Source organism: Bradyrhizobium sp. AUGA SZCCT0182 (genome assembly GCF_018130185.1).
Taxonomy (GTDB): Bacteria; Pseudomonadota; Alphaproteobacteria; order Rhizobiales; family Xanthobacteraceae; genus Bradyrhizobium.
In genome coordinates this window covers 119,001-131,161 of record NZ_JAFCLY010000011.1, presented here as the reverse complement: position 1 = coordinate 131,161, position 12,161 = coordinate 119,001, and the positions used below count along the sequence as shown (strand labels likewise).

The following is a 12,161-nucleotide window of genomic DNA, read 5'->3' as shown; positions in this document are numbered from 1 at the left end:
GACAGCACGCGGTGCGCCATCTGGTCCGGGATGTCTTCGCGTTCTCCGGAATCGATTTGACCGCTCCCGCTCCCTGGCGCGCAACTTGCGCGGGCGTGTAAGCGATTGCGATTGAATGGATTTTTGGTTCCGTGCTGGGCCCGTAAAGCCGGGGTTCCGAAAGACGAAATAACCGTCGTAAGCCTTGATGCCGGTTCCTGATGGCGGTCCACCCGGGCCGGCGCCATCACCAAGCCAGAAATCTCAAGACTAACCGCCGCTCATCGCGAACTCCCAATACTTGTCCCAGCCGACCTGCCGGTAGATCGCGCGGACTGTGCCAACTGGCATATCCCGCTTCGGATGAGTGATGATGGTGATCTTGTTCGATACCGGATGACGAAACTTGTGATGTGGAATTTATGCACTCCGGCCCGGTGGGAGGACGACGACGATCGCGCCTGGCTTCACCCGATTCACGAGATCAATGACGTCCTCATTGGTCATGCGGATGCAGCCGGACGAGATGGCATGGCCGATATATTCCGGCTGGTTGGTGCCGTGGATGCGGTACAGCGTGTCCTTGTTGCCTTCGTAAAGGTAGATGGCCCGCGCGCCCAGCGGATTGGCCGGGCCTCCGGCAACGCGCTTGGGATAAGGGCCGAGCCTGGCTTGGATCTCCGCCGTCGGAATCCAGTCCGGCCATTCAGCCATACGGCCAACAGTAGCGACGCCGGACCAGGCCAGCGCTTCCTCGCCCACCGTCACGCCGTAGCGGATAGCCTTGCCTCCCGGCAAAACGTAATACAGAAAGCGTGCGTTGGTATCGACCAGGATCGTGCCCGGCTGCTCTTTTCGCATGTAGTCGACAATATGCCGGCGATAGGTCTCCGGAATACTCGCCTGCGCATAAGGCGCGTCGGCCAGCAACTGCCGGTCCCTCTGGGTCAAGCTGGCATTCGACGACGGAGCGAGCGTCGCTTGCATGCAGCTGCTGAGTAAAAACCCAAGCAACCCTACTAGGATCAACGCCAGTCCGGATCTCGGCACCGCGACCCCCAAAGCGCTAGACCGATCTATTTGCAGCTCAAATAGTGCTAAAATAATGGCGTCGTTGGAAAGCAACCCCGCGATAACGGGGGGCAACCATCGAGTTCCGCGCTCGAATCGTCGACCTGCGTGCACTTGCGGATCGTGAAGCCGAGTCTCAGACTCTCGTCGAACTTTCGAATGCTCCGCTCGAAGATCGGCAATGTCCGATGAGATGGTCAGGGCCTGGACGAACAGAAAGCCCTTGGTTCACACCCGCTCGACAAAACTGTCGACCACCTTCTTCTCGCCGGCCTTCTCGAAGGCGATGGTGAGCTTGTTGCCGTCGATCTTCACGACGTTGCCGTACCCGAATTTCTGGTGGAAGACGCGGTCATCCAGTGAAAACTCCGAAACGGTGCCGGTGGATTTGGCGACCAGTTCGCCCTCGATCACCATCGGTCCGCGCTTGGTGCGGGAGAAGCCGCCGCCGAAGGAGGTATCGCTGCGCGAACCAGAGGTTTCGCCGCGCGAACCTGAGGTATCGCTACGCGAACCCGAAAATGGCGACTGGCTTTCCTCAAAACCGTCGCGGGTCTGGCCGTGACGGCCGCCCTGATTGTTGCGCGCGCGATTGGCCTGCGCGCGCTGCCAGCCCGGCGTGGTGTAGCTGGAGCCGAAGGATTCCATGTTGTCGAAGCGCGAGGCGCCGTAGCCGCCGCTGCCGCCCCAGCCCGAGCCGCCCTTGGATTCCGTGATCTCGACATTCGGCGCGGGCAATTCGTCGAGGAAGCGCGACGGGATCGTGGTCGTCCAGGTGCCGTGAATGCGGCGGTTGGTGGCGAAGTACAATTTGGCGCGGCGGCGGGCGCGGGTCAGCCCGACATGGGCGAGACGACGTTCTTCTTCGAGGCCGGCGCGGCCCTGTTCGTCGAGCGTGCGCTGGCTCGGAAACAGGCCTTCCTCCCAGCCGGGCAGGAATACGTTGTCGAACTCCAGACCCTTGGCCGAGTGCAGCGTCATCAGCGAAACGGCCTCTTCCTCGGCGCCGCCGTCGCGGTCCATCACCAGCGAGATGTGTTCGAGGAAGCCCTGCAGGTTCTCGAACTCCTCCATCGAGCGCACCAGCTCTTTGAGGTTATCGAGCCGACCGGCGGCATCCGCGGAGCGGTCCTTCTGCCACATCTCGGTATAGCCGCTCTCGTCGAGCACGATTTCGGCGAGCTCCGTATGCGCGGTCACCTCGCGCTGGGCGCGCCAGCGGTCGAAATGCAGGATCAGATCGCGCAAGGACCCGCGCGCCTTCGGCTTCAGCTCGTCGGTCTCGACCACGGCGCGGGCGGCCTCGAACAAGGGGATGCGGCGCTTGCGGGCGTGGTCGTGCAGCATCTGCACGGTGGCATCGCCGAGCCCGCGCTTGGGTACGTTGACGATGCGCTCGAAGGCAAGATCGTCGGCCGGCGAATTGATCACGCGCAAATAAGCCAGCGCGTCGCGGATTTCGGCGCGCTCATAAAACCTTGGACCGCCGATCACGCGATAGGGCAGGCCGAGCGTGACAAAACGATCTTCGAACTCGCGCATCTGGAACGAGGCCCGCACCAGGATCGCGACCTCGTTGAGGTTGTCGCCGGCGCGCTGCAGTTCCTCGATCTCCTCGCCGATGGCGCGGGCTTCCTCTTCGGAATCCCAGGAGCCGGTCACGGTGACCTTCTCGCCGTCGACATCCTCGGTGCGCAGCGTCTTGCCGAGCCGGCCTTCATTATGCGCGATCAGATGCGAGGCGGCGGCGAGGATATGACCGGTGGAGCGGTAATTGCGTTCGAGACGAATGACTTTCGCGCCGGGGAAATCGTGCTCGAAGCGCAGGATGTTGTCGACCTCGGCACCGCGCCAGCCATAGATCGACTGGTCGTCGTCGCCGACGCAGCAGATGTTTTTCGGCGCGGTCATCGCGGGAAGGGCGCCTCGCTCGTCATTCCGGGGCGCACCGCCAGGTGCGAACCCGGAATCTCGAGGTGAGTCCTCTTCACTTCTAGATTCTGGGTTCGCGTCTTCGACGCGCCCCGGAATGACGGAGGAGGTCGCCCCCGGAATGACGGGCGTATCGATGGCCCCCGGAATAACGGAAGAAAGCGGCACGCTTGGCTTGCTCGGCGCCTGCGACAGCAGCCGCAGCCACAGATACTGCGCGACGTTGGTGTCCTGATATTCGTCGACCAGGATGAATTTGAACCGGCTCTGGTATTGCCGGAGCACATCCGGGTGCTCGCGGAACAGGCGGATGTTCTCGAGCAACAGATCGCCGAAATCGGCTGCGTTGAGGATCTTCAGCCGCTCCTGATAGCTGGCGTACAGCTTGCCGCCCTTGCCGTTGCCAAACACGGCGGCTTCGCCCGCCGGCACCTGCGGCGGCGTCAGGCCGCGGTTCTTCCAGCCGTCGATCAGCCCGGCCAGCATCCGCGCCGGCCAGCGCTTGTCGTCGATGTTCTCGGCCTGCAGCAATTGCTTCAGCAGGCGGACCTGGTCGTCGACGTCGAGCACGGTGAAATTGGATTTCAGCTGCACCAGTTCGGCGTGGTAGCGCAGGATGCGTCCGCCGATCGAGTGGAAGGTGCCGAGCCACGGCATGCCCTCGACGGCCTGGCCGAGCATCTGGCCGAGCCGCAGCTTCATTTCGCGTGCGGCCTTGTTGGTGAAGGTCACGGAGAGGATTTCATGCGGGCGCGCCCGGCCCTGGCTCAGGATATGGGCGATGCGGGTGGTGAGCACGCGCGTCTTGCCGGTGCCGGCGCCGGCCAATACCAGCACCGGGCCGTCCAGCGTCACGACGGCGTCGCGCTGCTCCGGATTTAGCCCGTTGAGATATTGCGGGGCCGCCGTGGCGCGCGCACGCGCGGCGATGCCGCCAGCTGCGGGCTGGTGCTCGGGAACGCCGTGATGGGGCAGCTTGCTCGGCTCTGTCATGCGAATCGTCTTGTCCCCACGATGGCACCGTGAGGCGGTGAAGGGGAGCCTTCTTAGCAGGGATTAAGCGCCATATAGGGCCTGTCCGGCCGTTTTGACAGGTTTAATCCGGCGTTATCCCGGGACCGTTTTTCGCAGGCCTCCGCGATTTTGTTCCGCCTTATTGACAAATATTCCCGGTTTCGCACCCAGGAACCATCGCTGCCGGGACGGATTGTTTTGGCATGAGCTGGCGCGATCCTCTTAACCGCGCCGATCGCAACCAAACAGAGGTCGTGTCATGCTAAGCTGGGTCGTTACGTTTCTGGTCGTCGCATTGATCGCAGGTATTTTGGGCTTCGGTGGTATCGCCGGCGCCTCCATCGAAATCGCCAAGGCGATCTTCTTCATCGCCATCATCCTGTTCCTGGTCTCGGCGGTGGTCGGTCTGGTGCGTGGACGCACGCGGGTTTAGCCGCCAGCGTTACTTCCAGGCGCTATTTCGAGGGCATCGCCACTTTCCGGCCGGTGCCCTCGGGACGTGGAACGGCCGCATGGCTATCCACCACAGCCTGGATGCGGGCGCGGATATCGGGCGGAAACGGCGCGGCCTTGCGCGCGTTCATGTCGATGTGAATGGTCATGTTCTCCGAAGTCGCGGAGATCCAGCCCTCGGTGGCGTGGCGCAGCTCTTCAAACGTATGAATGCGCTTCTCGTCGGCCGCGAGCAGATAGACCGTGACCTGCACGGGATCGCCGAGGTGAATCTCGCGCAAATACCGCACATGGCATTCGGCGGTGAAGGTCGAGCCGTGGCGCTCCTTCATGTACGCAGGGCCGATCCCGAGATGCAGCCACATTTCATCGATCGCGCGGTCCATCATCACGTTGTAATAGGCCATGTTGAGATGGCCGTTGTAATCGATCCATTGCGGCTCGATCTGCATCACCGACGACAGGAATGGCGCAGAAGGCAGGGGCATATCGGATAGCTTGTCTTTGGCGGCTGAAGCTGAAGTCATCATCCATCCCTGTTTGGCCGATCTCTCTTGACCCCTCATATATCCTTTGCCACGGTCCGCTCAAAGCCGGGAGGAATTTTGCGTGGCGATGACGATATCGGGCAATGAGAAGCGGCCGGAACCGCAGGCGCTGGCAAGCGCGCTTGAGGCGCTGGCGGCGCGGTTCGGCAACCGGCTGATCACCTCGCAGGCGGTGCGTGAACAGCATGCCCATACCACCACATGGCTGCCGACCCAGCCGCCCGACGCTGTCGTGATGGCGCAGGAAACCGCCGATATCCAGGATGTGGTGCGGATCTGCGCCAAGCATACCGTTCCCGTGATTGCGTTCGGCACCGGCACCTCGCTGGAGGGGCAGGTCAATGCGCCGGCCGGCGGCATCTGCATCGATCTGCACGACATGAGCAAGGTGCTGGAGGTCCATGCCGACGACCTCGACTGCGTGATCCAACCCGGCGTGACCCGCAAGGCGCTGAACGAACATTTGCGCGACCAGGGCGTGTTCTTCCCGATCGATCCGGGCGCCGACGCCTCGCTCGGCGGCATGGCCTCGACCCGCGCCTCCGGCACCAACGCGGTGCGCTACGGCACCATGCGCGACAACGTGCTGGCGCTGAAGGTCGTGCGCGGCGACGGCGAAATCATCACCACGGGCACGCGGGCCAAGAAATCCTCCGCCGGTTACGATCTGACGCATCTGTTCGTCGGCGCCGAGGGAACGCTCGGCATCATCTCCGAGCTCACCATCAAGCTGCGCGGCATTCCCGAGACGATTGCGGCCGCCGCCTGCTCGTTCGAGACCGTGCGCGGCGCCTGCCAGGCGACGATCCTTGCAATCCAGACCGGCATTCCCGTTGCGCGCATCGAACTGCTCAACGCCGAGCAGGTGCGCGCCTGCAATTCCTATTCGAAACTGACGCTGCCGGAGACGCCGTTGTTGCTGCTGGAATTCCACGGCAGCGCCAATGAGGTCGCGGAGCAGTCGAAGAACTTCAAGGAAATCGCCGGCGAATGCGGCGGCGGTGATTTCACCTGGACCACCAAACCGGAGGACCGCACCAAACTCTGGCAGGCGCGGCACGACGCCTACTGGTCGGTGAAGGCGCTGCGTCCCGGCGCCGGCGTGGTGGCGACCGACGTCTGCGTGCCGATCTCGCGGCTGGCCGATTGCGTCACCGAGACCGAGGAGGATCTGAAGCGGCTCAACCTGCTGTCGCCGATCGTCGGTCACGTAGGCGACGGCAATTTCCACTGCTCGCTGGTCTGCGACGTCGACAACGCCGACGAGATGGCCCGCGGCGAGGATTTCATGCACCGCCTGGTCGAACGCGCGCAGGCGATGGGCGGCACCTGCACCGGCGAACACGGCATCGGGCAGGGCAAGCAGAAATACCTGAAGGCCGAACTCGGTGATGAGGCGATCGACGCCATGCGCGCGCTGAAGAAGGCGCTCGATCCGCAAAACATCTTCAATCCCGGGAAGATCGTGCCGGCGGTTTAGGGCCGGGCGCAAATTCTCCCGCGAATTCCCTGAAGGCTCGTCCACTTGCCGCCTCGCAAGTGGAACTTTTGCTCCCCGTCGGCGTCAGTCTGTTGCCGCAAAACGTCAGCGAGTGGCGCAAGGGAGCGTGCCATGCCCAAACCGGCAATCGGAATTGTGGTCTTTGTTCTGGCGGCCCTGCTTTCGAGCGTGGCGATCGGCAAAGGTGGAGGTCACGGTGGGGGCCACGGCGGTGGTCATGGCCACGGGCATGGCGGGGGTCACCATGGCCGGGCCCACGGTGGCGGGCACGGGCATTTCGGCGGGCATCACCGTCATTTTCGTGGTCACCACGGCGGCGGCAAGTTCGCCATATCCCGTTCGTATTCGCGGGGCAGTTTTCGCGGCCATCGCTTCGCCCCGAATCTCAGCCAGATCCGCAACGCTTCGGTACGATCCGGAAACTTCCGCCATGCGATGAATTCGCTGTCGCGCGCCAGTGGGTTGCGTGGCGGGCGTCTGCTCAGCAATCCCATGGCGCGGGCACAGATCGCCGCCGGTCTCGCCGTCGCGGGCTGGCATCAGGGCCGCGGCGGAGGCGGGTGGTGGCAACACGGTAATGGCGGCTACGGGTGGGTTGGTCCGCTGTTCTGGCCGTTCGCCTATCACGACATCTACGATTACACGATCTGGGGAGACCGCAGCGGCTTCTGGGACTACGGCTACACCGATATTTACGCCGGAATATTCGCGCCCTACGGCTACGATGCGTTGACCGGCTATCTGGCACAGCGGCCGTCCGGCCGCAGACATCGCGGGCCCGCCCCGCTGGCGCAAATGTGCGGTGACGACAGGCGCGCCATCGCCGGGCTACCCATCGATCAAATCCAGCTCACCGTTCTGCCGACCGAAACGCAATTTGCCGCGCTCGACGAACTCGGCAACGCATCGATCGCGGCTGCGCAGAACATTCGAGCGGCATGCCCGTCGCAAATCGTATTGACGGCTCCGGGCCGGCTCAGCGCCATGCAGCAGCGGATCGAGGCGATGATTTCGGCGGTCGCCACGGTGCGGCCACCGCTGGAGAAATTCTATGGAATGCTGGACGACGAGCAGAAGGCCCGCTTCAACGCGCTCGCGCAGGACCAGCGCAGGATATCCGTGGCCAACAATGCGAGGAACCAATCTGTCCAGGTGCCTGCGCAAGGGACTGCACAGGGCTGTGGCGTGGCGCAGTCTGCCGCCATGGCATGGCCAGCCGGCGAGATCGAAACCAGGTTGCGTCCGAACGAGACCCAGCGCTCCACCCTGCAAGTGCTTCAGGATACCAGCGCCGAGGCCGCCGAGATATTGAAGGCGGCCTGTCAGCCGGGCGATGTGATGACGCCGCCAGCGCGGTTCGCCGCCATCGCCAAGCGGCTCGATACCATGCTGCAAGCCGTCAAGCAGGTGCGCGCTGCGCTGGAGGATTTTTACGCCACGCTGGACGATGAACAGAAGGCGCAGTTCGAGGCGATCGGACCAAGGCGACCATCGTAGACGGTCGCCCGAGATCATGGAGGCCGGCTGCACGCCACGAGCAACGAACCGGATTTGCAAACCTCTGTTGCCGGAATGTCACCACCGATTGATTTTCCCGGATGAGAATGCGGCCGCTGATCGCACGATCGCATTGTTTGTCCTGAAAACGCGCTGGCTGTTGATACCATGCAATGGTTCAAAAACGACGCACCCAAGGAGAAGGAGATCTGGGACGAGCCCATCGAGGGGCCGATCGGCGATATCCAGGCTGCGCACAAGATACGGGAAATCTGCCGTTCTGCGGCCAGCAGTGCGGAAAAGATCAGCGGTGCTGCCGACCGTTCGCACGCGAAAATCAAGTCCGAAGTCGAACGTTATGAGCGCGCGGCGAAAGTCGCTATGGAAATCGCCATGAAGATTTCCGATGGTCTGTTGCGTGACACCGCAGTGCGCCAGATCCTCGAACTGTGCCTTCAGGCCAATCACACCACGACCGCGCAAACGCTGTTTCGCGCCATCCAGTCCAAATCGATCAGTGACGACGTGCTGAAGCAGCATCCTATTCTGGGCACGGCGTAGCAGCACCGCTATTTCGCGCGCGGCGAAGTGATGGCTTTGCGGATCGCCGCCAGCGGCGCAGCGTCGTCGAATTCGAGGCTTTCGCCCTGCGGCTTCAGGCCGAGGTCGCGCCACAGGCCCGCGAGATCGGGCGTCACGGGCTTTGAACCCATCTCGCCATGAAGCGTAGCCAGAACGTCGACGCCGACGGCCTTGTCGGCGGTGGAGAGAATGCGATCGAGCGGCCAATCCTTTTCATGATTGCCGCCCGCGGCGAGGACGCCGCGCATGGCGTCCTGCAGGCCGAGGCGATTATTCGTTCGCTTGCGGATTTCAATGTCCGCGAGCAGGCAGAACAGCGCGCCGCCCCAATATCTCCGGCCCCAGGTGTCGGTATTGTCGAGGCCCTGATCGCCGGCCTGCGGCAGGCCCTTCGGCATGTCGCGCATCATCGCCTGCCAGATCTCCGCTGCCGTGAGGTCCCCGGCCTGCACCCGTGCCACCGGCTCGATATAGACGGCAAGACCTTCCGACAGCCACGTGTGGCGATGGTTCAGATCGGGCAGGGCGGTGTGCACCATCTCGTGCACCATCACCCAGTCGCGCCGCAAAACCTCTTCGGTGGAATCGCGGCCGAGCGGAATGCGGATCGCGGCGCCGCGATAGCCCCATGTCGTGCCGCCGCGAATGCGGGCGCCGTCGACCGGCACCAGCAGCAGCCGCAGTTGTTCGACGGGAAACCGTCCATAATAGGTGGCGACTGCCTTCGCCGACATCCGGACCCAACCCAGCACCTTTTCTCGCGGCAGCGTCATCTCGCCGGGCGCGAAGCCGACATGGATGGTGCTGCCTTCGATTTCGATATCGGTCTTGGGCATCCGGTCGAACGCGTCATACGGCATCCGGTCGCCGCGCATATAGTCCGACTGCGCATCGGCGCGGCACGAAATCAGGCTTGCCGGCATGGCGGTGAGGACGGCGGTCAACACGATCCAGCTGATGCCGCCGAGCGTTTTCATCGTGACACGCTTCTGGTCGTAACGGATCGATCGGTATCGGTGCCCATGTCTCGGGCCCTTTTTAATCGGCGGAAACCGCCGTCAAGGTTGCTGATGTGATCCAGCCGTGCAGATATCCGGCGCCGCGCGCCGCCGCACCATCGGGATCGTCATAGGTCGCGAGCATCTCGCAGAGCACGCCGAACGGAATGCCGTTCGCGGCCTCGTCCCACATCATCGCCTCTTCAGCGGGGAGTTCGCGGAACATCGGCGTGGTGTCCTGGCGCCAGACCAGGATGCGCGCCGGTTCTTCCAGCGTGGCCGCGTCCGGTGGCGTCTCGTTGTTCTTGAGCGCCATCCAGACCGCGGATGCGTTGGTCGACAAATCGAGCCTGGCCGCGCTCGGATGCGGCCGGAATGTGAGGTCGTTCCATTGCTCCGGCGCAAACGCGGCCATGGCGGTGAGGTCAAGCAGCTCACCTTCCGCGGCGTCGAAGGCGTCGTTGAGCGCTTTCTCCAGCGCTGCGAGATCAGCGAGAACAGGATGGTTGCAATAGGGTTCTGCCGATCTCAAAAACTCCGGCAGGCCTTGCGAGAACCAGCGCAGGTTCGGATGTTCTGAGGGGCGCGCCTTGACATAGGCATGACCCATCTCGTCGAACGTCTCATCGCCGAGATACGAATGCAGCAGCTCATGGTCGTTACGAAGCGCCTCCACCAGCCGCGAGCCATAGGCATAGCGATAGACGCCGTACAGCGTCTCGCGTTTCTCGCGGGGGCTGTCGAGGATTTCGGCGAGCGCCGTGTCGTCGCCGGTCAGGATGCCGCGCTGGAAATCAGCCTGCTGCCGCGCAAAGTCGCTCATCCCGCCTGCTTGCCCAAGGGCGGCAAGACCTTCTTCGCGATCTCGCGAGTGCGGTTTACTTCCAGAACAAGCTCGTCGAGCGGCGGGATGTTGTCGTCGCGCTCGATCATGGTCGAGACCCGGCCGAAGCGCTTGATGGCCGCGACATAGAGATCCCAGACGTCTTCGCAGACGGGATGATCGTGGGTGTCGATGATGTGGGTGCCCATGTGGCTGTGGCCGGCCATGTGGAATTGCACGACGCGATCCGCAGGAATCCCGTTAAGGAAGGTCATGGGGTCATAGCCGTGGTTGAAGGCGCTGACATAGACGTTGTTGATGTCGAACAGCAGCCAGCACCCGGAGCGGCGCGACAATTCCGCAAGGAATTCCCATTCCGTCATTTCGGAATTGTTGAACTGGACATAGGTCGAGACGTTTTCGAGCACGATGGCGCGGCCGAGGAAATCCTGCACCAGCTGCACGCGGCTGACCACGTGGTCGAGCGCCTCTGATGTATAGGGGATCGGCAAGAGATCGTGCAGGTTCTTGCCGTGGACGCCGGTCCAGCACAAATGGTCGGAAATCCATTTTGGTTCGACGCGCCTGGCGAGATCTTTCAGGCCCTGCAGATATTCGAAATTCGGCGGCGCGGTCGATGCGATCGACAGCGACACGCCGTGCATCACGACGGGATAGCGTTCGCAAATCCGGTCAAGTACGCGCAGCGGCTGGCCGCCGGGCAGCATGTAGTTTTCGCTGATGACTTCGAACCAGTCGATCGGCGGGTTTCCGCCGAGGATCTCGTCGTAGTGTTGCGCGCGCAGGCCGAGCCCGAAGCCAAGGAGGGGTGGCTTATCCGACTGCAACGGACGCTCAAGCGCCGCCGGGGAGTTGGGCAATCTGCTTGCGACGTTCATGTCGTCTCCGCTTCGCGCATCGCGATCAGGCGATGGGTATTGCCTCAAATTACCATGGAAAGGGGACCCGGCATACACCGGGCCCCGTTCCCGGAACGGAGCCCCGTTCCGGATTACCTCGATCAGGCGGGCGAATACTTGCCCTTGGCGGCGTCGCACTTCTCCTTGGTCATGGCGGAGAAGCCCTGACCCTTGCAGGCGTTCTGCCCCTTGCAGGCGCTCGCGCCGCCCTTGCAGGCGCTCTGGCCCTTGCAGGCGTTGGCGCCGACGCATTTGCCTTCGCCGGCGGCGTAGGTGACGGTCGACATCGTCGCGCCAGCCAGGAACAGAGTGGCTGCAGCGGCGGCAATCGTGGCGCCGGATTTGGAAGTCATCTTCATGGACGTCTCCTCGAGAAAGAAGTGTGAAGGTGCACCACCCGCAAGCCACTGACATCAGGACCGACAGATGGTACCCGGGGATAAATACGCGGCGGGTTTGGCCAGGTTACACGGCGAGCGAAATTTATTTCAATGATCGGCGGGCTTAAGTGAAACATTCCTGGGCTGGACTTGAAGGCCCAGCATGAAGCCGGGCCTCTTCGCGTCAATTCGGGACGATCAGCCCTTGACGAACTTTGCGCCCATGGCGGCGCAGGCCTTTTCAGAGGCCTGCGAGAAGCCGGTGCCCTTGCAGGCATTCTGACCCTTGCAGGCATTGGACCCGCCCTTGCAGGCGCTCTGGCCCTTGCAGGCGTTGCCGGCCATGCACTTGCCGGCCGCGGCGTTTGCGGAGGTCGACCCGGTCGACACAACCGCGCCGGCGAGGAACAAAGTGGCAGCGGCGGCTGCGAGCGTCGCACCGGATTTTGTATTCAACTTCATG

14 protein-coding genes are annotated in these 12,161 nt (G+C 63.0%); 4 read left to right on the top strand and 10 right to left on the bottom strand.

Translation table 11 applies throughout. The features are described from left to right. Positions 1 to 249: 249 nt before the first annotated feature. The 3 genes from JQ611_RS41730 to JQ611_RS14630 form a co-directional block, all read right to left on the bottom strand. The gene (locus JQ611_RS41730; RefSeq protein ID WP_212266644.1) at positions 250 to 399 is read right to left on the bottom strand and encodes a type II toxin-antitoxin system HicA family toxin; all 150 of its coding nucleotides are present in this window, start codon (positions 397 to 399) and stop codon (positions 250 to 252) included. After that, positions 400 to 1,029 carry a L,D-transpeptidase gene (locus JQ611_RS14635; RefSeq protein ID WP_212266647.1) on the bottom strand — a complete coding sequence of 210 codons (630 nt, stop codon included), beginning with the start codon at positions 1,027 to 1,029 and terminating at the stop codon, positions 400 to 402. Between the two features lie 249 nt (positions 1,030 to 1,278). Continuing rightward, a complete protein-coding gene (locus JQ611_RS14630; RefSeq protein ID WP_212266401.1) occupies positions 1,279 to 3,975 on the bottom strand; it encodes an ATP-dependent helicase in 2,697 nt (898 codons plus the stop codon). A gap of 280 nt (positions 3,976 to 4,255) precedes the next feature. Between JQ611_RS14630 and JQ611_RS14625 the strand changes: the two genes are divergently transcribed. Then, the gene (locus JQ611_RS14625) at positions 4,256 to 4,429 is read left to right on the top strand and encodes a DUF1328 domain-containing protein (protein WP_212266403.1); all 174 of its coding nucleotides are present in this window, start codon (positions 4,256 to 4,258) and stop codon (positions 4,427 to 4,429) included. Between the two features lie 22 nt (positions 4,430 to 4,451). Here JQ611_RS14625 and JQ611_RS14620 read toward each other — a convergent pair whose 3' ends face one another. Further along, positions 4,452 to 4,937 (bottom strand): thioesterase family protein, encoded by a 486-nt coding sequence (locus tag JQ611_RS14620; protein ID WP_212266650.1) that lies wholly within the window; start codon positions 4,935 to 4,937, stop codon positions 4,452 to 4,454. Between the two features lie 127 nt (positions 4,938 to 5,064). On the opposite strand from JQ611_RS14620, the gene JQ611_RS14615 reads away from it, so the two are divergent. Further along, positions 5,065 to 6,477, top strand: coding sequence for an FAD-binding oxidoreductase (locus JQ611_RS14615; RefSeq protein ID WP_249133182.1), 1,413 nt, complete (start codon positions 5,065 to 5,067; stop codon positions 6,475 to 6,477). A gap of 105 nt (positions 6,478 to 6,582) precedes the next feature. On the opposite strand, the gene JQ611_RS41725 is transcribed toward JQ611_RS14615, so the two are convergent. Further along, positions 6,583 to 6,930: a hypothetical protein gene (locus tag JQ611_RS41725; protein WP_249133166.1), complete on the bottom strand. Its 348-nt coding sequence runs from the start codon at positions 6,928 to 6,930 to the stop codon at positions 6,583 to 6,585. 3 nt (positions 6,931 to 6,933) lie between these two features. Here JQ611_RS41725 and JQ611_RS14610 point away from each other — a divergent pair, with 3 nt between their 5' ends. Both JQ611_RS14610 and JQ611_RS14605 read left to right on the top strand, forming a co-directional pair. Continuing rightward, entirely contained in the window at positions 6,934 to 7,995 is a 1,062-nt protein-coding gene (locus JQ611_RS14610) for a Spy/CpxP family protein refolding chaperone (protein WP_249133165.1), read from the top strand. A gap of 168 nt (positions 7,996 to 8,163) precedes the next feature. Further along, positions 8,164 to 8,556 (top strand): hypothetical protein, encoded by a 393-nt coding sequence (locus JQ611_RS14605; RefSeq protein WP_212389952.1) that lies wholly within the window; start codon positions 8,164 to 8,166, stop codon positions 8,554 to 8,556. Between the two features lie 8 nt (positions 8,557 to 8,564). On the opposite strand, the gene JQ611_RS14600 is transcribed toward JQ611_RS14605, so the two are convergent. The 5 genes from JQ611_RS14600 to JQ611_RS14580 form a co-directional block, all read right to left on the bottom strand. After that, complete coding sequence (locus JQ611_RS14600) at positions 8,565 to 9,554, bottom strand: hypothetical protein (protein WP_249133164.1); 990 nt, start codon at positions 9,552 to 9,554, stop codon at positions 8,565 to 8,567. A 61-nt stretch (positions 9,555 to 9,615) separates the two neighbouring features. Beyond that, the gene (locus JQ611_RS14595; protein ID WP_212465824.1) at positions 9,616 to 10,398 is read right to left on the bottom strand and encodes a DNA-binding domain-containing protein; all 783 of its coding nucleotides are present in this window, start codon (positions 10,396 to 10,398) and stop codon (positions 9,616 to 9,618) included. Next, positions 10,395 to 11,297, bottom strand: coding sequence for a DUF692 domain-containing protein (locus tag JQ611_RS14590; RefSeq protein WP_212465823.1), 903 nt, complete (start codon positions 11,295 to 11,297; stop codon positions 10,395 to 10,397). Before JQ611_RS14590 ends, JQ611_RS14595 begins: the two co-directional genes overlap by 4 nt. Before the next feature lie 122 nt (positions 11,298 to 11,419). Continuing rightward, positions 11,420 to 11,677 (bottom strand): hypothetical protein, encoded by a 258-nt coding sequence (locus JQ611_RS14585; RefSeq protein WP_249133163.1) that lies wholly within the window; start codon positions 11,675 to 11,677, stop codon positions 11,420 to 11,422. 219 nt (positions 11,678 to 11,896) lie between these two features. Continuing rightward, a complete protein-coding gene (locus JQ611_RS14580; protein WP_212465822.1) occupies positions 11,897 to 12,160 on the bottom strand; it encodes a hypothetical protein in 264 nt (87 codons plus the stop codon). Position 12,161 lies beyond the last annotated feature (1 nt).